The sequence below is a fragment of the Corynebacterium sp. 11A genome (assembly GCF_008930935.1).
GTDB classification, from domain to species: Bacteria; Actinomycetota; Actinomycetes; order Mycobacteriales; family Mycobacteriaceae; genus Corynebacterium; species Corynebacterium megadyptis.
On sequence record NZ_PQMR01000001.1, the window covers coordinates 249,099 to 271,523 of the forward strand.

A 22,425-nucleotide genomic window follows, 5' to 3' on the forward strand; every position below is an offset into this window, starting at 1 on the left:
GTAGGCGCGTCTGTACTGCCTAAGTGACAAGAAGAAAAGGAGCCATACATGGCTGTCAAGATTAAGCTCGCCCGCATCGGTAAGATCCGCACCCCGCAGTACCGCGTGGTTGTGGCTGATGCTCGTACCCGCCGCAACGGCAAGGTCATCGAGAACATCGGTATCTACCACCCCAAGGAGGACCCTTCGGTCATCCGCATCGATTCCGAGCGCGCTCAGTACTGGTTGGGCGTGGGCGCTCAGCCGACCGAGCCGGTTCTCGCTCTGCTGAAGGTCACCGGTGACTGGCAGAAGTTCAAGGGCATCGAGGGCGCCGAGGGAACCCTGAAGGTTGCCCCGGAGAAGAAGTCCAAGCTGGAGCTATTCAACGAGGCCCTCTCCGAGGCCAACAACGGCCCGACCGCTGAGGCCATCACCGAGAAGAAGCGCAAGGCCAAGGAAGAGAAGGACGCCGCTGAGGCCGAGGCCAAGAAGAAGGCTGAGGAAGAGGCTGCCAAGGAGGCTGAGGCTGAGGAGGCTGCAGAGTAAACTCTGCGCGCTTATCGACGCCAACCGCACCGCGCCCCGCACATTGTGCACAAGGGAAGCGTGGTGCGGTTTTCTCATGCGCGGACACCGCCAGCGCAGGGCGTGTACGGGCGCTAGTTCACCCACGGCAGAAAGGGCTTTAAACTACACAATCATGGATGAGAAGCTGCAGATTGGGCGCGTGATCAAATCCCACGGCATTAAGGGAGAAGTGATCATTGACCCCACCACCGATGTCCCCGAGGAACGCTTCGCCATCGGCGAGGTGCTCGAGGGGAAGCAAACTGGAAAAACCCTTGAGCTCACCATCGCCGCGGCACGAGTGCATAAGGGGCGGCTGCTGGTGAAGTTCGAGGAGATCGCTGATCGCACCGCAGCCGAGAGTCTGCGGGGCATGCGATTTTTCGCCGACCCCCGCGAGGAGGACGAGGACGAGGGCTTCTACGATCACGAGCTCGAAGGCTTGCGAGTGTACGTCGATGGCGCACACATCGGCGAGGTGCTTAGCGTCGAGCGCGGTGTGGCCCATAACCTGCTGAACATTCAACTCAGCAACGGCGGCGAAAGCCTCGTGCCCTTCGTCGAGGCGATCGTGCCCGAGGTAGATCTTGAGGGCGGAAACATCACGCTGACCCCGCCGGAAGGGTTGTTGGATCTCTGATGCGTCTTGATGTTCTCAGCATTTTCCCTGGCTATGTGGAGCCGCTCCGCCACGCCCTGATTGGCAAAGCGATTGAGCACGACATCGTGCAGGTGGGGGTGCACGATCTGCGGCAGTGGGCCAGCGGCAACCACAAGGCGGTGGATGATTCCCCCTATGGTGGCGGCCCCGGCATGGTGATGAAACCGGAGGTGTGGGGGCCTGCGCTCGATGATGTCGCCGCTGGTACCGGCCCCGCCGCCGAGGTAGAGCTGCTCAGTTCAGCGCAGCGGCATGTGCGTGGGCCAGCCGTGGTGGAGCAGGAGTATGAGACAGTGGCGGAGCAGCGGCCCCTGCTCATCGTGCCCACCCCGGCAGGGCGGCCTTTTCAGCAAGCCGATGCCGAGCGCTGGTCGAGGGAAAGGCATATCGTTTTCGCCTGCGGCCGCTATGAAGGCATCGATCAGCGGGTGGTGGAGGATGCCCGCCAGCGCTATCGGGTAGAGGAAGTCTCCATCGGCGATTATGTGCTGGTCGGTGGGGAAGTGGCGGTGCTCGTGATGGCGGAGGCGATTGTGCGACTGATCCCTGGGGTGCTGGGTAATAAGAACAGCCATGAGGATGATTCCTTCTCCACCGGCCTGCTGGAAGGGCCGAGCTACACCAAGCCCCGGAGCTGGCGGGGACTCGATGTTCCCGAGGTGCTGTTTTCCGGAGATCATGCTCGGGTGGAGAGATGGCGACGGGAGCAGGCGCTGCAGCGCACCGCGGAGCGTCGCCCCGATCTGCTCGAGCACGTAGAACTCAGCGCCGCTGATCGCGCATTTCTCGCGGAGCTGAATCCTTAGCATGCGAGGTGTGCTGCGACGATAATATTGCCCTCTCGACCTGATGCCGGCGGCGGGGTCTACACTGTTATTCGCCATACGCCCGCAGCAGCGGCGCACCGGAGAGTACTCTGCGGCGTCGCGCGGAGGTGGCGCGTGCTCCTGTGTCGCTAGGCGGGGCGGGGTCTCGCGGCGCCAGTGCGGGTGTGTGCGTGCACGAGATCAACGCTATCGATAACGAGAGTTGCGAGATGTCTTCGAGCAATACCCCTAGGACGTATAAGCAGACCAGCCAGCCGCACGAGGAGCCGACGAATCGCCGCGCCATCGTGGGCACCTATAGGGCGGGCACCTTTGACAACAACGGCCGGCCACCGAAACCCAACTGGGCGGTGTTCATCACCTCCGGTATCGGTGTGATCTTGGTGTCCATCTGGGGATTGGTGAATAAGGATTCTGCGGAATCCACACTGAACACCGTCACCGGCTGGATCACCTCTAATTTCGGCTGGTTCCTCATTCTTACCGTGGCGGCCGCCCTGATATTTATGCTTTTCATCGCCTGTTCGCGGGCTGGGTCCATCAAACTTGGCCCGGACCATGCTCGGCCGCAGTACTCGCTCTTTTCTTGGTCCGCGATGCTGTTTGCGGCCGGTATTGGCATCGGATTGATGTTCTACTCTGTGGCGGAGCCCATTAACCAGTACTACGGCCCACCCGAGGGAGAGGGAGAAACTGCGGCCGCCGCCCGCGATGCGGTGGTGTGGACCTTCTTCCACTACGGCATGTCTGGTTGGGCGCTCTACGCGCTGCTCGGCATGGCCTTCGGCTACTACGCCTACCGGCTCAATATGCCTTTGGCGATTCGCTCCGCCCTGTATCCGATTCTGGGCAAGCGGGTACACGGGCCCGTAGGAGACGCAGTGGATATCGCCGCGATGCTCGGCACAGTATTTGGTGTGGCGGCCTCCCTCGGTATCGGTGTGGTGCAGTTGAACTTCGGACTGCAGTTCCTCTTCGGGATCCCCGAGGGGCACGCTGCCCAGATTGGTCTGGTGGTCGTGGCCATCCTCGCTGCGACCGTCTCGGCGGTCGCTGGGGTGGATAAGGGCATCAAGCGTATTTCCGAGATCAACGTCTATCTTGCTCTGCTGCTCATGGTCTACGTGTTGGTCACGGGCAAGACGGCCTTTCTTTTCGACGCCATGATGCAAAACATTGGCGATTACCTCACTAAGCTTCCTAGCTGGACTTTTTCCTCCTTTGCCTATTCCACTACGCCCGCGCAGACTGGGGAGTGGATGCAAACGTGGACCCTGTTCTTCTGGGCATGGTGGGTGGCATGGGCGCCCTTCGTGGGGCTCTTCTTGGCGCGTATCTCTCGCGGCCGGACGCTGCGCCAGTTCATCGTGGGCACCCTGGTTGTGCCCTTCACCTTTACCGCGCTGTGGGCCTCGATCTTTGGCAATACCGCCCTGGACAGGGTGATGGGCGGCGATACGGAATTCGGCCTTCTCACCAACGACAATCCGCAGCAGGGCTTTTTCGTGCTTCTCGACGCCCTCCCGTACGGCTCCGTCATGGTGGCTCTTTCGCTGCTGGTGGGCATGCTTTTCTTCGTCACCTCCGCGGACTCCGGCGCGCTGGTGATGAGCAATTTTGCCTCGCATGTCACCGACTCCCAACAGGATGGCGCCAAGTGGCAGCGCGTGTTCTGGGTGGCCGTGGTGGGGCTGCTGACCGTGACGATGCTGCAGATCAACGGTATCTCCGCGCTGCAATCCGCCACGATTGTGATGGGTATTCCCTTCGCTATCGTGGTGTATCTACTGATGTTTGGTCTGAGCAAGTCTTTGCGCCTCGAGGTATTCGAGCAGCAGTCTAGGAAGGTGGCCCTGCACTCGGCGATCTCCTCGCGGACCGGCAGGAACTCGGAGGAGGATTGGCGCAGCCGCATCCAACGCGCGTCTACCTGGCCGGATCAGCAGCGCAGCCAAGAGTATGTGGAGACGATCGCCCGCCCGGCACTCGAAGATGTGGCCACCCAGATGCGGGAACAGGGCATCGATGCGCTGCTCACCACCTCAGAAGTAGAGGGAACGGGGATCAACCAGCTCGACTTGTTGGTGGATTTCGGTACCGAGGAGAAGTCCTTCCGCTACCAGATCTATCCCGTGCGTGAGCTCAGCCCCGGCTTCGCCCACACCACCGAGACCGTCTACTACCGGCTCGAGGTGTTCTCGCAGAGCGGCTCGCTGGGCTATGACGTCTATGGCTATACCCGCCAGCAACTGATCTCGAATCTCTTGGATCTCTACGACCGGCATCTCGAGTTCCTCCACATGCAGCAATATCTGCCCGGTGGATCGGATCACTCAGATAATGCCTCGTTTGTGGATCAGTGGCCGGCGGAGGACCAGCACTAGCGCCAGGCGCAGGCCGCGCTCACACCCGGATCGATCTCCCCGGTGCCGCTGGAGCCGTACCACAGAGTATCCTCGGCGAAACAGCTCATCACCTGCTCTGTGCGCAGCGGCTCGGCGGCATGTACGACCACGCGGTAGAGGGTGTCCGGCCGTCCGCCCGCTTCGTTGAGCAGCATGTTATCCGGCTCGCAGGACAAGGACACGGCTTCGGTGTGCAGCGAGACCAGCCCAGCGATGCGGGAGGGGACTAGCTCGCTCGCGGCAAGGAGGACATCAGGGGTGCAGAAGACGTGCAGATCGGCGTAGTACATAGCTTTTATCATGCCCCTTCGGCAGCGCGGCTGTCTCGCCGCCGCACTCGCCTCAGTCCACCAGCCCCGCGCGCGGGTGTGTGCGATTGCTAAACTGGCGCGAATGATTGCTCGCACTATCGCTGAAGAACTGGGGCTGAAGCCCAGCCAGGTGGAAGCCACCATCGCGCTTTTAGATGAAGGCAACACCGTGCCCTTTATCGCCCGCTATCGCAAAGAGGTGACCGAGGGGCTCGACGATTCTCAGTTGCGCCTCCTCGCCGAGCGGCTGAGCTATCTGCGGGAACTGGCTGAGCGCAAAGAGACCGTGCTCGCAGCCATCGCGGAACAGGGGAAACTCACCGACGCGCTGCGGGCCCAGATCGAGGCCGTGGACACCAAGGCGCGCCTGGAGGATCTCTATCTTCCCTATAAGAAGCGCCGCACCACCAAGGCAGATAAAGCGCGGGCCGCCGGAATCGAGCCGCTTCTCGACGCTATTCTGGCCGAGCCCACCCAGCCGATCGATACCAGCGCTTATACCAGCGCGGACTATCCCAGGGAGAAGGAGATCCTCGACGGTGCCCGCGCCATCCTCATCGATCGCTGCGCCCTGAATGCCGATCTGGTGGGCGAGGTGCGAGAGCGCGTCTTTCGCCAGGGCGTGATGAGCGCCAGCGTCGTGGAAGGCGCGGAAGGAGCCGGTGCGAAATACAAGGACTACTTCGACTTTTCCGAGCCGCTGAGCAGTCTGCCGAGCCACCGCATCCTAGCGTTGTTGCGCGGGGAGAAGGAGGGCATTCTCAATCTCACGATCGAGGCAGGAGAGGATGCCGACTATGAGGCCATGGTGGCCGCTGCCATGGATATCCCAGTGTCCCACAATGCGTGGCTGAAGCAGGCGGTGCGTTTCGCGTGGCGCACGAAGCTCTATGTCTCGGCGTCGCTGGATGCGCGCATGAGGCTGAAGGAGATCGCCGAAAAGGGCGCCTTGGAGGTCTTTTCCACCAATCTGCGCGATGTGCTGCTCGCCGCCCCGGCTGGGCAGCGGGCCACGCTCGGGATGGACCCGGGCTACCGCAATGGCGTGAAGGTGGCGGTGGTCTCGGCCACTGGGGCGGTGCTCGCCACCACGATCGTCTACCCGCACCAGCCGCAGAACCGCTGGGACGCCGCCCGCGCCGAGCTGGCCGGGCTGTGCGCCGAGCATGGGGTGGAGCTGATTGCGGTGGGCAATGGCACCGCCTCCCGTGAAAGCGACAAGCTGGCCCACGAGATCGCAGACATGATCGCCGCGGCGGGCGGTAGCCGCCCCACCCCGGTGGTGGTCTCCGAATCGGGTGCCTCGGTGTATTCCGCCTCCGAATTGGCGGCCGCGGAATTTCCCGAGATGGATGTTTCGCTGCGCGGGGCGGTCTCGATCGCCCGTCGCCTGCAGGACCCGCTGGCCGAGCTGGTGAAGATCGACCCGAAATCCATCGGTGTGGGGCAATACCAGCATGATGTGAACCAGGTGGCGCTGGCCCGCAGCCTGGATGGAGTCGTGGAGGCCGCGGTAAATGCCGTGGGCGTGGATGTCAATACCGCCTCGGTGCCGCTGCTGGAGCGCGTCGCCGGGATCTCTTCCACCGTGGCGCAGAATATCGTGCACTATCGCGACCAGGAGGGCGCTTTCCGCTCTCGGGCGCAGCTGAAGAAGGTGCCACGGCTCGGCCCCAAGGCCTTCGAACAGGCCGCGGGCTTTCTCCGCATCCACGGGGCTACAGACCCCCTTGATGCCTCCGCCGTGCACCCCGAGGCCTATTCCGTGGCGCGCCGCATGGCCGAGTCCACGGGCTTGAGCGTCGGCGAGCTCATCGGCAATAGCCGCGTGCTCTCCCGCCTGGCACCCGCCGATTTCGCGGATGATCGCTTCGGTGTGCCCACGGTGAGCGATATCCTCGCCGAGCTGGACAAGCCCGGCCGCGATCCCCGCCCCGAGTTCGCCACCGCCCGCTTCAAGGAAGGCGTGGAAAAAATCAGCGATCTCACTCCCGGCATGGTTCTCGAGGGCACGGTGACCAATGTGGCGGCCTTTGGCGCCTTCGTGGATGTGGGCGTCCACCAGGACGGTCTCGTCCACGTCTCGGCAATGGCCCATCGCTATGTCTCCGACCCGCATGAGGTGGTGCGCTCCGGACAGGTGGTGCGGGTGAAGGTGCTGGATGTCGATGTAGACCGCAAGCGCATCTCATTGACATTGCGGCTTGACGACGACGCCTCGCAGCCAGCCACCCCAGCTGCAGGTGGATCTGGGTCTGCCGCGAAGCCCCGGCGGCGCCCTAGTGGCAAGCGGGGCGGCGCGCAGCGTCGCAGCGACCAAGGCTCCATGGCCGAGGCGCTGAAACGCGCCGGGTTCTAGGAGAAGCGGGCTGCACGCAGCCCTAGAGGACGGTGTCCGCCCAGCTGGCCAGCCCCTCAAACGAGGAGGAGGCCTGGGCGTGGCGGCGCTGCGGGATCCGGCCCGCGGCGCGGGCATGGGCGCCCGCCTGCACGGCGAGTTTCATCGCGGTGGCCATGCCCACCGGATCCTGGGATCGGTTGACCGCCGAGGCCAAGAGCACCCCCGCGCAGCCCAGCTCCATGGCGCGGGCAGCATCCGAGGCCGTGCCTACCCCTGCATCGAGCAGCACCGGCACCTGGGCGCGGGAGCAGATCAGCTCGAGATTGTGCTCATTCACAATGCCCAGTCCCGTGCCGATCGGGGAGCCTAGCGGCATCACGGCATGCACCCCTACATCCTCTAAGCGTTGGGCAACCACCGGATCGTCCGAGGTATAGGCCATCACCGTGAAGCCATCGAGCACGAGCTGCTCACAGGCATCGAGGGTTTCCACCACATCGGGCAGCAGGGTGTGTTCATCGGCGATTACCTCCACCTTGATCAGATCCGTGCCCAGGGCCTCCCGGGCGAGGCGCGCGGTGAGCACGGCATCACGGGCGGTGCGACACCCGGCCGTATTGGGCAAGGTGGCGATACCCAGTCGGGAAAGCAGCTCGAAAATAGACTCCCCGCTGGTGTTGGTGCGCCCAGCGTGGCGTCGCATAGCCACCGTGGTCACCTGCGTGCCGGAGGCGAGAAGCGCCTGTTCTAGGATGTCCTGGGAGGTGGCCCCGCCGGTGCCCATGATGAGGTGCGAGGAAAACTCGTGTGCGCCAATACGCAGCATAAAAACTAGCCTCCTTGGGCGGCGGTGAGGATATCGACGGTGTGATCGGCGGAGAGCGTATGCTCGCCCCACTCTGCCGCCGGCACCACGGTGGCGTCCACGGCCACGGCGATGCCCGCGGTCTCCGCGGAGCCGGTGTGCTGCCGCACTAGCTCGGCCACGGTGATCGGGGAGGAGAAGCGCTGGGGTGAATCATTGATGGTCAGGGTGAACATAGGGGTGGATATACTCCTCACAACGTGCTGGGTCGTTCGTGCCGATAAGGGTTGCAGTGCTCGAGATCCTGTGGCTCGCCGCCTTCCACGAGCTCGAGCGTGCGGCGCGCCGCCCAAGAGCTGAGCAAAATGCCGTGCCGGAAATAGCCGGTAGAGACAATGAGATTGGCGATGCGGGCACGGCCCAGATAGGGCAGATCATCCGGTGAGCCGGGCCGTGCGCCGGTGGCTGCCTCGATAAGCTCACATTCTTCGAGCCCAGGCATGATGCGGATGGCGTCGCGAAGCAAATCATAGACCGCCCCCACCTTGGGCTCTTGCAGATGATCCTCGCGGGTGCTCGCGCCAATAGCGATGGTCTGATCCACGGCGCGCGGAATGATGTAGACGGGGCGATCCTCCACGAAGCCGCGTATCACCTTGGTGCACAGCGGCTGCAGGTGAGCAGGCACCCGCACGCGCAGAATATCGCCGTAGACCGGGCGCAGCTGCACCGGATTATCCCAGCCGGTGATTTCCCCCACGCCCAGCCCGGCGGCAAGAATCACCTGCTCGTGCTCATCCACCGCATAGGTGGCGGCGCTGGTGTGCAGAGCCTGCACGCGCTCTGCGGCGTCGAGATGAGTCACCGCCTCGGCACGAAGCTCCACCCCGAGCGTGCGACAGGCATCAAGCAGGGCGCGGGCGCAGACGCGAGGATAGATCTGAAAATCCCCAGGGATGCTCACCGCACCCGTCAGGCGCGGGCTCAGCGCCGGCTCCTCGCTGCGGGCCTGGCGGGTGGTGATGCGGGCGGCACGCATCTCGAAAGCGTGTTGATATAGCGCGAGCTCTTCCACATGCTGGCCATCGGCGTGATCGGCGGCCACCACCAGGGTGCCGGCATCATCGAATCCCAGCGGCAGCTCGGTGTGCGCGGAGAGCTCCGCCACGAGCTCCGGCCAATACCGGGCCGCATCCTTCATGAGCGGAAAGAGTGCCTCTTGGCGGTACTGCACCTCCGCCACCGGGGCCAGCATCCCGCCCGCATAGTGGGTGGCCCCCGAGGCGGGGGAGGGATCGAAAAGCCGCACCTGATGCCCGCGCCGCGCAAGACTAAAAGCAGTGCTCAGGCCCACAATTCCGGCGCCAATGATCGTCACCTTAGACATGGCTCAACCCCCGCAGCACCTGCTGCACGGCCGCGCCGGGATCGGGAGCATGATGCAGGGCGCGCACCAGCGCGACGCCGGCCACCCCGGTGGCGCCAAGCTCGGCGGCATCGCCGGGCTGGACATCGCCGATGGCCACCACGGGCAGGGTGGAGAGCTCTACCAGCTCCGGATAGCCCGCTAGACCAATGGGGGCGCGACCGGAATCCTTGGTGGGGCTGGGCCGAAAAGGCCCGCAGCCGATGTAATCAATCACCTCGGCCACCTCATTCGCGGCGGCGACGAGCTCGCGGGTGCCGGTGGTCAGCCCGATGATGGCGTCGGGGCCAAGCAGGGCGCGGGCGGCGCGGACGGGGATATCGTCTTGGCCGAGGTGCACTCCCGCAATCGGCGCGCCCGCGGCACGGGCCGCCAGGGCCACATCAACGCGGTCATCGACGAGCGTGCGCGTTGTCGGTGCCACCTCGTGCACAGCGTGGGCCACGGCGCAGGAAAGATGATAGAGATCGCGGGCAGAAATAGGCTTCGAGCGCACTTGCACGACGCCCGCGCCGGCGCGAGCGCAGCGCACCGCCGTGTCCACGACCCGCACGGGATCGTCGGCGGCGGTGACCAGATAACAGCGATAATCAACGGTGTCGCCCATAGGCATGCTTCCTTCGTCGGTGCTAACCACAGCAGGTTCTAGCGGTGTGTTCTCAGCCTCTCGCCACTGCGGCGACGAGGCACCCGCGCATGGGGATTAGTGTACGCGCTCTAGTCGCTCGCGTTGCTCGTTTCGCTCAGCCGAGCGTTGATCTCTGCGGCGATCTCTGCGGCCTGCCCCTCGGGTACCACGATGGTCGCGCGCTGCTGCTGCAGGTGCACGCGCACCGCATTGCCGGGGCCGGGGATAACGAAGAGGTCCGAGCCATTCTGGTTGATTCCATAGCCGCCGTAATCCCAGAAGCCGACGCGGTCGATAGTCTCGACGTGGTGTATCTCCGAGTAGGGAAACATCGTGAGTTCTGGGGAGCGGAGGATCAGGGCGGCGTCGTGAAGCTCGATGCGCGTGCGGCTGCCGAGACTCGCGGTGGCGATGATGATCCCGAGGACAAAGATCATGGTGGCGGGGGAGATGAGCACCAGCAGCAGGGAAAGAAGCAGGAGGAGGAGTGTTCCCCATGGGATGCGGCGGGTGGTTTCTTCCCAGACACGGGGCGCAGACTCGACGCGCAGCGGCGCTATTGTCTGGCGGCGCACCCAGCCACGGAGTAGTGCTGCGAGAAACACCGAGAACAGCATCGTGATCAGACCCGGCAGCCACGCCGTGCGCACCGTCGCGAGCTCTGTCTCATTGAGACCGCGTTGGGGCAGCAGGACATCGAGGAGCAGCGCCAGCATGAAACCAGACGACAGCACCGCCGCCGCGCCGAGGCCGCACACCCGCCGCCGGACCGCCAGTCCGCCCAAGAGCAGGGCGAGGGGGCCGAAGAGCCCCGCCAGAATAAGAATTAGCGGCAGTGGAGAACCAAAGTTATTGGGCGGGCCGCTCAGGCCCCAGTGCGTGGCGATGGACGCGGGAAGCTCGGGCAGCAGCGCGAGCAGAATCCACACTAGCCCAGGTAGCATAATTGCCAGTGGCAGCAGCAGATAGGCGATCACGAAAGGTCTACGGGGCAGCTGGGACCTCATGCCATAGAAGTATAGGAGCGAATGGGGCTGGTGGGTGCGCCACGCATGGAGAATACGGCGTGGCGATCATTTGTTATTGCTGGCTGAGCATGGCATAATCTCGAAAGTTGTCTGCCTCATTGATGGCAGCTTCTGTCACTGTCTCGGATACGAACCAGCCGAGCGCCCCGGCACGTGGGGAAAAGCCGCTAGGTTCCTCTATTCAGCACAAGATTCAAAGGATTGTTTCATGAACATTCTCGACAAGGTAGATGCAGCATCGCTGCGCGACGATATCCCGACTTTCCGTCCCGGTGACACCGTGGACGTGCACGTGAAGATCATCGAGGGCGGCAACCAGCGCGTCCAGGTCTTCCGCGGCGTTGTGATCCGTCGCCAGGGCGGTGGCATCCGCGAGACCTTCACCGTCCGCAAGGTGTCCTTCGGCATCGGTGTGGAGCGTACCTTCCCGGTGCACTCCCCGAACATTGATCACATCGACGTGATCACCCGCGGTAAGGTCCGCCGTGCGAAGCTCTACTACCTGCGCAACCTGCGCGGTAAGGCTGCCAAGATCAAGGAGCGCCGCTAGTACTAGCGCGTCGCCTCTGGCACCGGCCGTCGTCCCCTTCGTGGTGGGCGGCGGCCGGTCTGTTTTTATCCCTGCGCCCGCAGAATAAGGCAGCGCGGAGCAGGCCATGGTGCGGGTGCCGGCTGCATTTTTTGGCTCTGCGCAGCGCCGGATTGTGGTGGCTAGGGCTGTCGCGTCCGGCTGCTAGTATTTATCCCTATGACTGAGCGCCCCGATCACGAGCTAGACGCGACCCCCTCCGACTCGCCGACGCCTCCGGCTGCGTCGAAGGACGCCACAGCCGGCAGTTCCGCTCACTCGGATCAGCCTCAGCCCCAAGACGGCGAGGACACCGCAGCAGACACAGCCGCCGAGGACACCACCGCGGCGGACACGGCTGCCGAGGATGACGCGGAGGATGAGGAGGACGATGGCGGCAAGCCGTGGTACATCGAGATTCCTCTCGTTATCGCCGTGACCCTGGTGATCGTCTTCGTGCTCCAGACCTTCGTGGGTCGGGTGTATCTCATTCCCTCGGCGTCGATGGAGCCTACCCTGCACGGCTGCCCCGAGTGCACGGGGGACCGCATTGTGGTGGACAAGCTCACCTATGACTTCACCAAGCCTGAACAGGGCGATGTGGTGGTGTTTAAGGGCCCGGAGTCTTGGAACCAGAACTTCGTGTCCACCCGCTCGTCGAATACCCTCATTCGCGGCCTGCAGAATATCGGCGCGTTTGTGGGCGTGGTCGCCCCAGATGAGAATGACATGGTCAAGCGCATCGTTGCCACCGGTGGACAGACCGTGTCCTGCCAAGAAGGCGATCCCGGCGTGATGGTCGACGGCACGAAGGTGGATGATTCCTATGTGCTTGATCCCCCGACCTATCCGGTGGATAGCGCCAATGGCTCCGATGCCTGCGGTGGCGCCTACTTCGGCCCCGTCGAGGTGCCGGAGGGGCACTACTTCGTGATGGGCGATAACCGCACCAACTCGGCCGACTCCCGCTATCACCTCGGCGATGAGCACCAAGGGACGGTGCCCGAGGAGAACATCATCGGCAAGGTACGCTTCATCATCCTGCCGCTGTCCCGCATTGGCGGCGTCGACTAGCCCAACGCCCCACAGCAGCGTGCGGAAAAAGAAATACCTGCGCACCTACGAGGCAGAGCTCACTGCAGCCGGCCTTGGTCCAGTCGCAGGCGTTGACGAAGCGGGGAGGGGAGCCTGCGCCGGCCCGATCACCATCGCTGCCTGCGTGCTCCCCGATCGGCCTCTGCGCCCCTTAGCGGAGGTCACCGATTCCAAGAAACTCACCCCAGCCGCCCGCGCTCGGCTGGCGCCGCTGATTAAACACCACGCCCTGGCGTGGTCAGTGATCCACATTTCCGCCGCCGATATCGATGCCCGCGGCTTGCAACATGCCAATATTTCCGGAATGCGGCGCGCCATCTATGCCCTCGATATCGCTCCTGGATTTGTGCTTATCGACGGCTACCGCGTGCCCGGGCTCGCCCGGCCCAGCCTGCGCGTGATCAGCGGCGACGCCGCGGCGCGCTGCATTGCGGCGGCCAGCGTCTTGGCCAAGCATGAACGAGACGCCCTCATGCTCGAGCTCGATGAGTGCTATCCCGGCTATGGACTGGCCGGGCATAAGGGCTATGGCACGAAACTCCACATGGACGCGGTGCGCCTCAAAGGACCCAGCCCAGTTCATCGCTATAGTTACAGAAACATTCAGGAAGCTTGTAGCACGTGGAAGGAAACGCGATGAGCGCCGAAGAGCTGGAAAACTACGAAGCAGAAGTAGAGCTGAGCCTCTACCGCGAATACCGCGATGTGGTGAGCCAGTTCTCCTATGTGGTGGAAACCGAGCGTCGCTTCTACCTCGCCAATGCCGTGGAGCTCATCCCGCACACCGAAGGCGCCGAGGTTTACTACGAGGTGCGCATGTCCGATGCGTGGGTGTGGGATATGTACCGCTCCGCTCGCTTCGTGCGCTTCGTGCGCGTCATCACCTTCAAGGACGTCAACATCGAAGAGCTGGATAAGCCAGAGATGATGATGATCGATTAACAGCTGAGCCGCCGCCGTGCTCATAGCCTCGGCGGCACCGAGTAGTACTGCACTCTGTGGATAGCGCACCCCGCTATCCACAGATTTTTTCTTATCTTTCTTCTTTCCCTGCCAGATGCTCGATCGGGAATCACACTAGGGGCGCATCCCCGCCACAGCGAGGCGATGGTCCCTATACCCCTGAATCGACACCTGAAGGCAGAATTCGATGACACTAGCTACGTCCAGCGACGGCTCCCTGACCCCACACCAGCGCCCGCCGCGGCCCGCCGCGGCCTCCTCCGCGCACAACGCGCGGATCGGCCGTACCGGAGAAGAGCATGCCGCACGGCTGTATGAATCCACCGGCGCCCGCGTGGTGGCCCGCAACGTGCGCTACCGATGCGGCGAGATCGATCTCATCGTGGAAGATCTCGACGGCACCATTGTGTTTGTGGAGGTCAAAACCCGCACCGGCACCCACTACGGTGGGGCGGAGGCCGTGACGGCCCGCAAATTACACCGCATGCAGCGCGCGGCGCTGCGCTGGCTCGAACGCAAGCCCTATACCCCGATTCGCTTCGATGTCGTGCTCATCAGCCCCGCGGGCGTGGAATTGTTCAGTGGGGTGGACCATGGCGCTCGCTAAGACGATCTCCGCCGCCTTCGATGGCGTCACGGCATTTAGCGTGACGGTGGAAGCCCACATTGGCCCCGGCCTGCCGCGCACAGACATAGTGGGGCTGGGCGATACGGCCATTAACGAGGCCCGCGACCGCATCCGCACCGCCGTGAAAAATAGCGATCTGCCATGGCCCAAGACACGGATCATCGTTAATCTCTCGCCGGCGAATGTGCGCAAGTCCGGCGCCCAATGCGATCTAGCCCTCGCCATGGCGATATTGGGGGCGCGCACTGCCACGCCACTGGAACACACCATGTTCCTCGGCGAGCTCGGACTCGATGGCCAGCTCAAACCCTGCTGCGGCATCCTTCCCATGCTGCGCGCAGCCGCCGAGGTAGGGGTGAAAACGGTGGTGATTCCCCGTGCCCACGCACGGGAGGCCGAACTCATCGATACTCCCTCGGTGTTGGTGGCCGATACCCTCCGCGAGGTCTATGACTGGATCAACGGTAGCGGTGGGCTACAGCGGATAAGCCCCACCGAGCACACCGCACAGTCGGGCCGCTCCACGGTCGATCTTGCGGATATTGCCGGACAGAAGGAAGCGAAGCACGCCGTCGAGGTGGCCGCTGCTGGGGGACACCACCTCTTTCTCGTGGGGCCGGCCGGCTCCGGAAAATCCATACTGGCCGCAGCGCTGCCCTCCATCCTGCCGCCGCTGAGCCGCCACCAACAGATTGAAACCACGGCCGCGCATTCTGTCTCCACCCACGGCTGCGAGGACATCATCACCCGTCCGCCGCTGATCGCCCCGCACCATAGCGTCAGCAGCGCTGGATTGATCGGCGGTGGCTCCGGGAAGGTGAAACTCGGTGCCATCTCCTTAAGTCATAATGGCGTGCTTTTTCTCGATGAGGCCAATGCGATCGCCGCATCCGTGCTGGATAGCCTCCGCGTGCCGCTGGAAAACGGCGCCGTGGTGCTCAACCGCAGCGACAAGGTCGTCACCCTGCCCGCCAGATTCCAGCTAGTCCTTGCCGCTAATCCCTGCGCCTGCGGGGCGGATAGCGATTCCGCGTGTACCTGCAGTGGTGCGGCCCGCGCCCGGTATCTGAACAATATTTCCGGCCCCATCCGCGATCGCATCGACGTTATCGCCCGTACCCACCGGGTAGGCGGGGTGCTTTGCGATCACAATTCCGAAACCTCCGATACCGTGCGCCAGCGCGTCGCCGTCGCGCGGGAGATCGCGGCCCGGCGCTGGGCCCCGGTGAACCCTCACGGATGCACGAATGCTGTGATTCCCGCGCCGCTGCTGCGACGACACTATGCCGCGGACGAGGAAGCCATGGCCTATGTGGGGGCCTTTTTGAGTGCGGGGGAGATCTCCCAACGCGGGGTGGATAAGGCCCTGCGGTTGGCGTGGACGCTCAGAGACCTCGACGACACTGGTGCCGGCGCCGCCGCGCGGCCCACCCTCGACCACATGGCCCGTGCTCTAGAACTGCGCACCGAGGAAGGAAAACTACAGCGATGAAAAACTCCGAACGCCTCCACGCCTGGGTGTATCTCAACTACGTTCTCGAAGGCCCCTCCCGGGCCCTGCACGCGCTGCTAACAGCAGGGCACAGCCCTGAAAAAATAGCGGCCGGCATTCGCCACGGGGAGCAGTGGGTGGGCGTGCTCTCCCGCAGTGCCGAACGGCGCGCGCACTTCTGCGAAGAACACGAACTACTGCGGCAGGCTAAGCAGCTGCAGACCCGCTTTATCTGCCCCGATGATCCGGAGTGGCCCCGGGAACAACTCGATCGCGCATTCGGCTTCGCCGCCTCCGGCACCTCGGAGCATCTGCGAAGCTATGCGGCCGATGCTGTTGCACCCCATGGCCTATGGGTGCGCGGCGGTGATCTCTCTGCGGCGGTGGCGCGCTCGGTGGCGATCGTCGGTACCCGCGCTATGAGCTCCTATGGGCAGCGCGCGAGCGGAGAGATCAGCCGCCAGTTAGCCGAGCAGCACTGGACCATCATCTCCGGCGCCGCGCTGGGGGTAGACACTGCCGCTCATACCGCGGCCCTCGACGCTGGGGGATGCACCGTCGCCGTCGGCGCCCACGGGGCGGGACGCTGCTATCCGGCGAAAAACACGGCCCTTATCGAGCGCATAGTGCGCTCCGGCGGTTGCTGGGTGAGTGAATACCCGCCGCTAACCCCGCCGGCGCGGCATCGCTTCCTCACTCGGAATCGGCTCGTGGCAGCGCTCAGCACAGGCACTGTGGTGGTCGAAGCCGGCTGGCGTTCCGGCGCGTTGAATACGCTGGCTTGGGCGCAAGGGCTCGGCGCTGTCGCCATGGCGGTGCCCGGCCCCATCACTGGGGCGGGCTCCCTTGGTTGCCACGACAAGATCAAGCGCGGCGATGCGCAATTGGTTGTCAGTGCGGCCGACATCATGGGGCTGGTAGGCAGGATCGGTGAGGTCGACGTGGATGGGCAGTGCGAACTGGCCTTTCCCAGCGACCCGATCCAGCAACTCAGCCGCAATGAACTCAAGGTCTATGACAGCCTGCCCTGCCGTAGCGATCAGAGCCGCACGGCAGCCCAGGTGGCGGAGAGTGCTGGGCTTAGTGTGGCGCTGACAGTGCATCTTCTGGTGGAGCTGCAGCGCCGCGGACTCGCCCATAGAGATGGTGTGAACTGGGCAAAGAGGATTTCCGGAAAAATAAAATAAAAAAGTTTTACCCAAGAGGTTGCGCATTAGGCATGCCTTAACTTACGATACAAGGGCAGCCTAAGTTAGAAGTTAGCGGGTTCGGGCTGACTCCCGCTAATAGCTAAGCTGTGCACTATGGGTGAACATCAGCGCTCAGCGGAGACGTCGAATACTCCTGTCGCGACGTCTCCGCTGGCGTGTTCTCATACTATGACTCCAGCATTCACTGTCGCTCTTGACGACTACTGCGATCACCTCTCCTATGTCGGCGATCGATCCACCGCCACCGTCCGTGGCTATCGCTCCGATCTTGTGGGCTATCTTTCTCGACTACGCACGTGGTCGGACTTTAGTCTCAGCAGCATGCGCCTATGGCTGGCCGAGGCGCTCGAGCAAGGGCTCTCGCGGGCAAGCATGGCCCGTCGCACCGCCGCACTGCGCTCCTTTTCTACCTGGGCCTACAAGGCTGGCTATATCTCGACGGATGTGGGACATAAGCTCCATACCCCGAAACCGGGGCGTCATTTACCTACCGTCGCCAGTGCTGCCCAAGCAGAGGAGCTACTGAGCGACTTACCCACCGACACGCCGGTGCAGCTGCGCGATAGGGCGCTGCTGGAGCTGCTCTATGCCTCCGGTATGCGCGTGGCTGAGCTGTGTGGGCTCGATCTCGAGGATGTGGATATTCCAGCGGGGAAGGCTACGGTGACGGGTAAGGGCAATAAGCAGCGGGTGGTGCCCTTTGGGGCGCCCGCGCGCCGCGCGCTCGTCGAATGGTTGGAGCAGGGGCGCCCAGAGCTCGCCCAGCCTGTCGAGACAGCACTCTTCGTGGGTGTGCGCGGCAAGCGCATCGATCAGCGCCAAGTGCGGCGCGTCGTCGAAGCAGTCACCCTCCAAGCAGGCCTAGCACCGCTGAGTCCGCACGAGATCAGGCACAGTGCGGCCACCCACATGCTCGATGGGGGAGCGGACTTAAGGGAAGTGCAGGAGTTGCTGGGTCATGCCTCCTTGCAGACCACACAGATATATACCCACGTCTCCACGGCGCGATTGCACGAAGCCTTCCGTCACGCCCATCCCCGAGCGGACTAATGTGTGGCCGTCCCGTGTGTGGGCTTGAGCCGGATCGTGGGGCGGGAGAGAAGGCTTAAAGGATTAATGTACTCGCCATCGCGGCGTGCACCCCACTGTAATCCTGGGTAGCGGGTGGTGGGGGCGGCGAGTGTGCCGATGATCTCTCCAGCGCGCACCAGATCCCCGCGCCGTACTGTGTAGTGCACGGGCTGATAAGTGGTGCGCACCCCATCTGAATGGTCGATCGAGACAGTGGGGGTGCGGGCCACCATCCCGGCGAAAGCCACCACGCCCTCATCGGCGGCGAGTACTGCTGCGCCGATATCGGCGGCAAGATCCACTCCACGGTGGCCCGGCAGCCAATTCTGGGCGGGCTTCGCAAAAGCCCGAATCACGTGCGAGGCGTGGGTGTGGCCCGTGGTGGGATCCACGTAGGCCACGGCCATTGGTGCGGTGGCAACGTGCAGCGCGATCACGGACAGAACAACAAGAAAACGGGTCATGCTCATGAGGGTGGGGGATTCTCGCGAGAGTTTCCTTCTGCCCGTCTCAAATTAGCGCGATCTGTGCATGGTGGTGCGCATGTGACGATTTCGCCGCTGAGCTGTGCACACGCACGATTGTGACAGTGAACGCGGAATTGCTCCCACGCACAACGTGGGCTAATGTTTAGCCAGCAGTGTGTCCGTCGGCTGTGTATGCATCGACGGGGCTACTGACTACGCGCGGTCGCGTGTGCCCTTGCCCTTAAAGGGTGCCGCCATAGCTGCATGGTCCCCACGCCGTGAGGTGTGGGGTGCAGTGAGGTGAAAAGTGGCCGCTAGGGTGCAGGATAAAAACCTGCACAATTGACACTAACCGAATCTAGATTTTCCCAGAAAAGGAGCATTCCCATGGCAGTTGTAACCATGCGCGAGCTTCTCGATGCTGGTGTGCACTTTGGCCACCAGACTCGTCGTTGGAACCCGAAGATGCGTCGCTTCATCTTCACCGAGCGCAACGGCATCTACATCATCGACCTGCAGCAGACCCTGACCTACATTGACGAGGCTTTTGAGTTCGTCAAGGAGACTGTGGCTCACGGCGGCAGCATTCTGTTCGTCGGTACCAAGAAGCAGGCTCAGGAAGCTGTGCAGAACGAGGCCGAGCGCGTTGGCATGCCCTACGTGAACCACCGCTGGCTGGGCGGTATGCTCACCAACTTCCAGACCGTGTCCAAGCGTCTGCACCGTATGAAGGAACTGCAGGCCATGGACCAGGCCGAGGACGGCTACAAGGGTCGCGGCAAGCGCGAGATTCTGATGCTCACCCGTGAGCGTCAGAAGCTGGAGCGCGTTCTCACCGGTATCGCCGACATGAAGAAGATCCCTTCTGCCATGTGGGTTGTGGACACCAACAAGGAGCACATCGCCGTTGCTGAGGCGAAGAAGCTCAACATCCCGGTCGTTGCCATCTTGGACACCAACTGTGATCCCGATGAGGTCCAGTTCCCGGTTCCGGGCAACGATGACGCCATCCGCTCCATTAACGTTCTCACCAAGATCGTGGCCGAGGCCGTGATCGCTGGTAAGCAGGCACGCGAAGAGCGCGAGCTCGCCGCAGCCAAGGAAGCCGCTGGAGATAAGGACGCTGCCCCCAAGGCTGAGGCCGGCGAAGAGGTCGCTCCGAAGGTTGAGGCATCCGAGGCTGCTGAGGCAGCTGCCGATGCATCGGCTGAAGAGAAGTAACCTTTTCGAGCGCACACTCGTACAGAGCCCTCACTCGCACTGCGATACAACTTCACTGTCGTTGTTTGTGCGGTGGGGGCTGTGTTATTCGCCCTGAATAACATCACATCATTCGCAGTGCGTATCGACGCCCCCTCCACTTCACTGCAGAGCGGCATGCTCTCATCTAGGGTTAGGGGGCGATGGACCGTGAATGGTACGGGACCGCAACGCACGTGTTGTGGACAACTAAACATCCAACAAAATCAAGGAGGATCGTCACGTATGGCAAACTACAGCGCCGCTGACGTTAAGAAGCTCCGCGAGCTCACCGGCTCCGGAATGATGGACTGCAAGAAGGCTCTTTCTGAGACCGATGGCGACTTCGACAAGGCTGTCGAGCTGCTGCGCATTAAGGGTGCTAAGGACGTGGGCAAGCGTGCCGAGCGCACCGCCGCCGAGGGCCTGATTGCCGTCTCCGGTGCCACGATGATCGAGGTCAACTCTGAGACCGACTTCGTGGCCAAGAACGCCGAGTTCAAGGAATTCGCAGCCAAGGTGGCTGACGCCGCTGCTGCTGTGAAGGCAAACTCCGCTGAGGAGCTCAACAACGCACCGCTGGATGGCTCGACCGCCGGCGAGGCTATCCAGGAGCTCTCCGCCAAGATCGGCGAGAAGCTGCTGCTTTCCAGCGCTGTCACCCTCGAGGGCGAGAACATCGCCGTCTACAAGCACCAGCGTGCAGCCGACCTGCCGCCGGCAGTGGGCGTGTTGGTGGCTTATACCGGCGAGGGTGAGGCTGCCGAGCAGGCTGCCCACGCCGCCGCTATGCAGGTTGCCGCTATGAAGGCGCAGTACCTCAACCGTGACGAGGTTCCTGCCGACATCGTCGAGTCTGAGCGTGCTACCCAGGAGAAGATCACCCGCGAAGAGGGCAAGCCGGAGCAGGCTATCGCCAAGATCGTGGAGGGTCGTATGAACGGCTTCTACAAGGACGTCGTCCTAGAGGACCAGGCTTCTGTTTCTGACAACAAGAAGACCGTCAAGCAGGTCATGGACGAGGCAGGCGTGAAGCTCACCGGCTTCGCTCGCCTCGAGGTTGGCCAGCACTCCTCTTAATCTCTAGGCGCTGAGCGCCGAGTAGACCTGTATCCCGTAGCCACGGGGTGCAGGTTTTTTCTTGTCCTTAGAGCAGGAAGAGCGAGGGTGGCGTCGATAAGCCGAGTGCGTGGAGCACGTCATCGGGGCGGCGGGTAGAATACGCAAACGAACCAACCGCGTCGACGAAAGGTGACAACTATGGCCGAGGGTGCCACTCGTGAGGGATATAAGCGCGTCATGCTGAAGCTCGGGGGTGAGATGTTCGGCGGTGGCACCGTGGGCATCGATCCCGATGTGGTGGAAAATGTGGCGCAGCAGATCGCGAGTGTCGCCCGCGAGGGGGCGGAGGTTGCCGTGGTCATCGGCGGCGGCAACTTCTTCCGTGGCGCACAGCTGCAACAGCGCGGCCTAGACCGCAACCGCTCGGACTATATGGGCATGCTCGGCACCGTGATGAACTGCCTCGCCCTGCAGGACTTCCTCGAGCGCGCCGGCATCGACTGCCGAGTGCAAACCTCCATCAATATGGCACAGGTGGCCGAGCCCTACCTGCCGCTGCGCGCCAAGCGCCACTTGGACAAGGGGCGTGTGGTGATCTTCGGCGCTGGCATGGGTCTGCCGTACTTCTCCACCGACACCACCGCTGCGCAACGAGCCTTGGAGATCGACTGCGAGGTGCTGCTCATGGCCAAAGCCGTGGACGGGGTGTACTCGGATGATCCCCGCACCAACCCCGACGCCGAACTATTTACTAAGATCACCCCGCGTGAAGTGATCGAGCGCGGCCTAAAGGTGGCCGATGCCACCGCGTTTAGCCTGTGTATGGACAACAACATGCCGATTCTCGTGTTCAATCTGCTGCAGGAGGGCAATATCGCCCGCGCCATCAAGGGCGAGTCCATCGGAACTCTCGTCCAATCCTGATAGATTGGGACGATGAACCTGTGAGAAGCAGACCGTCTCAGGTGCCGCGGCGTCGGGGCCGGTCTGCTGCTCGCTCTAGTGAACGCCCACCGCGCGGACGTCCGCGCACCCAGATATAGAGAAGTGAGAAATACACCATGAGTGAGATGATCGAGGAGATCCTCTTCGACGCTGAAGGCCGTATGGAGCAGTCTGTGGAGTATGTCCGCGAGGACCTCACCACTATTCGCACCGGTCGTGCCAATCCCGCAATGTTCAACGGTGTGATGGCCGAGTATTATGGGGCGATGACCCCCATTACCCAGATGGCTACCATTTCCGTTCCGGAACCGCGCATGCTGCTGATCAAGCCTTATGAGCAGAGCCTGATGGGCGAGATCGAAAACGCCATCCGCAACTCCGATCTGGGTGTGAACCCCACCAACGACGGCCAGGTGCTGCGCGTGACCATTCCGCAGCTGACCGAGGAGCGCCGCCGCGACATGGTGAAGTTGGCTAAATCCAAGGGAGAGGACGCCAAGATCGCCATCCGCAATATCCGACGCGATGGCAATCAGCACCTGAAGAAGATTCAAAAAGATGGCGACGCTGGCGAGGATGAAGTGAAATCCGCGGAGCAGCAGTTGGATAAGATCACCCAGAAGCACGTGGCCAAGGTGGACGAACACGTCGAGCGCAAGGAAAACGAGCTGATGGAGGTTTAGGCCTTCACCTCGCAGGACAA

General features: G+C 62.9%; 24 protein-coding genes and 1 riboswitch. Of the genes, 17 read left to right on the plus strand and 7 right to left on the minus strand.

Going from position 1 to position 22,425, the window contains the following annotated elements; genetic code table 11:
- Positions 1-48 precede the first annotated feature (48 nt).
- The 4 genes from rpsP to betT all read left to right on the plus strand — a co-directional run bounded on the left by rpsP (position 49) and on the right by betT (position 4,421).
- Complete coding sequence (gene rpsP, locus GBB18_RS01000) at positions 49-528, plus strand: 30S ribosomal protein S16 (protein ID WP_151528513.1); 480 nt, start codon at positions 49-51, stop codon at positions 526-528.
- 154 nt (positions 529-682) lie between these two features.
- A complete protein-coding gene (rimM, locus tag GBB18_RS01005; RefSeq protein WP_151640456.1) occupies positions 683-1,189 on the plus strand; it encodes a ribosome maturation factor RimM in 507 nt (168 codons plus the stop codon).
- Positions 1,189-2,016, plus strand: a complete 828-nt coding sequence (gene trmD / locus GBB18_RS01010) for a tRNA (guanosine(37)-N1)-methyltransferase TrmD (RefSeq protein WP_151640457.1) — start codon at positions 1,189-1,191, stop codon at positions 2,014-2,016. The genes rimM and trmD overlap by 1 nt, the downstream gene beginning before the upstream one ends.
- A gap of 230 nt (positions 2,017-2,246) precedes the next feature.
- Complete coding sequence (gene betT / locus GBB18_RS01015) at positions 2,247-4,421, plus strand: choline BCCT transporter BetT (protein ID WP_151640458.1); 2,175 nt, start codon at positions 2,247-2,249, stop codon at positions 4,419-4,421.
- Here betT and GBB18_RS01020 read toward each other — a convergent pair.
- Positions 4,418-4,744, minus strand: a complete 327-nt coding sequence (locus GBB18_RS01020) for a hypothetical protein (RefSeq protein ID WP_151640459.1) — start codon at positions 4,742-4,744, stop codon at positions 4,418-4,420. The genes betT and GBB18_RS01020 overlap by 4 nt on opposite strands.
- A gap of 91 nt (positions 4,745-4,835) precedes the next feature.
- On the opposite strand from GBB18_RS01020, the gene GBB18_RS01025 reads away from it, so the two are divergent.
- Positions 4,836-7,112, plus strand: a complete 2,277-nt coding sequence (locus tag GBB18_RS01025; RefSeq protein ID WP_151640460.1) for a Tex family protein — start codon at positions 4,836-4,838, stop codon at positions 7,110-7,112.
- A 22-nt stretch (positions 7,113-7,134) separates the two neighbouring features.
- Here the strand turns inward: GBB18_RS01025 and GBB18_RS01030 are convergent, their stop codons facing one another.
- From GBB18_RS01030 to GBB18_RS01050, 5 genes are all read right to left on the minus strand, one after another.
- The gene (locus GBB18_RS01030; RefSeq protein WP_151640461.1) at positions 7,135-7,920 is read right to left on the minus strand and encodes a thiazole synthase; all 786 of its coding nucleotides are present in this window, start codon (positions 7,918-7,920) and stop codon (positions 7,135-7,137) included.
- Between the two features lie 5 nt (positions 7,921-7,925).
- On the minus strand, positions 7,926-8,135 hold the full coding sequence (gene thiS / locus GBB18_RS01035) for a sulfur carrier protein ThiS (RefSeq protein ID WP_151548802.1): 210 nt from the start codon (positions 8,133-8,135) through the stop codon (positions 7,926-7,928).
- A gap of 17 nt (positions 8,136-8,152) precedes the next feature.
- On the minus strand, positions 8,153-9,286 hold the full coding sequence (gene thiO, locus GBB18_RS01040; protein WP_151640462.1) for a glycine oxidase ThiO: 1,134 nt from the start codon (positions 9,284-9,286) through the stop codon (positions 8,153-8,155).
- The gene (locus GBB18_RS01045) at positions 9,279-9,932 is read right to left on the minus strand and encodes a thiamine phosphate synthase (RefSeq protein ID WP_151548800.1); all 654 of its coding nucleotides are present in this window, start codon (positions 9,930-9,932) and stop codon (positions 9,279-9,281) included. Before GBB18_RS01045 ends, thiO begins: the two co-directional genes overlap by 8 nt.
- Positions 9,924-10,029: riboswitch (TPP riboswitch) on the minus strand. (Overlaps the previous gene by 9 nt.)
- 13 nt (positions 10,030-10,042) lie before the next feature.
- Positions 10,043-10,960: a DUF1648 domain-containing protein gene (locus tag GBB18_RS01050; RefSeq protein WP_151640463.1), complete on the minus strand. Its 918-nt coding sequence runs from the start codon at positions 10,958-10,960 to the stop codon at positions 10,043-10,045.
- A 229-nt stretch (positions 10,961-11,189) separates the two neighbouring features.
- On the opposite strand from GBB18_RS01050, the gene rplS reads away from it, so the two are divergent.
- The 8 genes from rplS to GBB18_RS01090 all read left to right on the plus strand — a co-directional run bounded on the left by rplS (position 11,190) and on the right by GBB18_RS01090 (position 17,988).
- Positions 11,190-11,531 (plus strand): 50S ribosomal protein L19, encoded by a 342-nt coding sequence (gene rplS, locus GBB18_RS01055; RefSeq protein ID WP_018019112.1) that lies wholly within the window; start codon positions 11,190-11,192, stop codon positions 11,529-11,531.
- Positions 11,532-11,729: 198 nt separating this feature from the next.
- Positions 11,730-12,623: a signal peptidase I gene (gene lepB, locus GBB18_RS01060; RefSeq protein WP_225990202.1), complete on the plus strand. Its 894-nt coding sequence runs from the start codon at positions 11,730-11,732 to the stop codon at positions 12,621-12,623.
- A 19-nt stretch (positions 12,624-12,642) separates the two neighbouring features.
- The gene (locus tag GBB18_RS01065; protein WP_151640464.1) at positions 12,643-13,284 is read left to right on the plus strand and encodes a ribonuclease HII; all 642 of its coding nucleotides are present in this window, start codon (positions 12,643-12,645) and stop codon (positions 13,282-13,284) included.
- Positions 13,281-13,586: a DUF2469 domain-containing protein gene (locus tag GBB18_RS01070; protein ID WP_151528524.1), complete on the plus strand. Its 306-nt coding sequence runs from the start codon at positions 13,281-13,283 to the stop codon at positions 13,584-13,586. The genes GBB18_RS01065 and GBB18_RS01070 overlap by 4 nt, the downstream gene beginning before the upstream one ends.
- Positions 13,587-13,794: 208 nt before the next feature.
- Complete coding sequence (locus GBB18_RS01075) at positions 13,795-14,214, plus strand: YraN family protein (protein WP_151548797.1); 420 nt, start codon at positions 13,795-13,797, stop codon at positions 14,212-14,214.
- Positions 14,201-15,727 carry a YifB family Mg chelatase-like AAA ATPase gene (locus tag GBB18_RS01080; protein ID WP_151640465.1) on the plus strand — a complete coding sequence of 509 codons (1,527 nt, stop codon included), beginning with the start codon at positions 14,201-14,203 and terminating at the stop codon, positions 15,725-15,727. Before GBB18_RS01075 ends, GBB18_RS01080 begins: the two co-directional genes overlap by 14 nt.
- Positions 15,724-16,914, plus strand: a complete 1,191-nt coding sequence (dprA, locus tag GBB18_RS01085; protein WP_151640466.1) for a DNA-processing protein DprA — start codon at positions 15,724-15,726, stop codon at positions 16,912-16,914. Before GBB18_RS01080 ends, dprA begins: the two co-directional genes overlap by 4 nt.
- A gap of 192 nt (positions 16,915-17,106) precedes the next feature.
- Positions 17,107-17,988 (plus strand): tyrosine recombinase XerC, encoded by an 882-nt coding sequence (locus GBB18_RS01090; RefSeq protein ID WP_151640467.1) that lies wholly within the window; start codon positions 17,107-17,109, stop codon positions 17,986-17,988.
- Here the strand turns inward: GBB18_RS01090 and GBB18_RS01095 are convergent.
- Positions 17,985-18,473 (minus strand): murein hydrolase activator EnvC, encoded by a 489-nt coding sequence (locus tag GBB18_RS01095; RefSeq protein ID WP_151640468.1) that lies wholly within the window; start codon positions 18,471-18,473, stop codon positions 17,985-17,987. The genes GBB18_RS01090 and GBB18_RS01095 overlap by 4 nt on opposite strands.
- A 390-nt stretch (positions 18,474-18,863) precedes the next feature.
- Here GBB18_RS01095 and rpsB point away from each other — a divergent pair, with 390 nt between their 5' ends.
- The 4 genes from rpsB (at position 18,864) to frr (ending at position 22,405) form a co-directional block, all read left to right on the plus strand.
- Positions 18,864-19,697 carry a 30S ribosomal protein S2 gene (rpsB, locus tag GBB18_RS01100; RefSeq protein WP_151528530.1) on the plus strand — a complete coding sequence of 278 codons (834 nt, stop codon included), beginning with the start codon at positions 18,864-18,866 and terminating at the stop codon, positions 19,695-19,697.
- Between the two features lie 264 nt (positions 19,698-19,961).
- Positions 19,962-20,795 (plus strand): translation elongation factor Ts, encoded by an 834-nt coding sequence (gene tsf, locus GBB18_RS01105; RefSeq protein ID WP_151640469.1) that lies wholly within the window; start codon positions 19,962-19,964, stop codon positions 20,793-20,795.
- A gap of 180 nt (positions 20,796-20,975) precedes the next feature.
- Positions 20,976-21,701 (plus strand): UMP kinase, encoded by a 726-nt coding sequence (pyrH, locus tag GBB18_RS01110; RefSeq protein ID WP_192795863.1) that lies wholly within the window; start codon positions 20,976-20,978, stop codon positions 21,699-21,701.
- 146 nt (positions 21,702-21,847) lie between these two features.
- A complete protein-coding gene (gene frr / locus GBB18_RS01115; protein ID WP_151640648.1) occupies positions 21,848-22,405 on the plus strand; it encodes a ribosome recycling factor in 558 nt (185 codons plus the stop codon).
- Positions 22,406-22,425 lie beyond the last annotated feature (20 nt).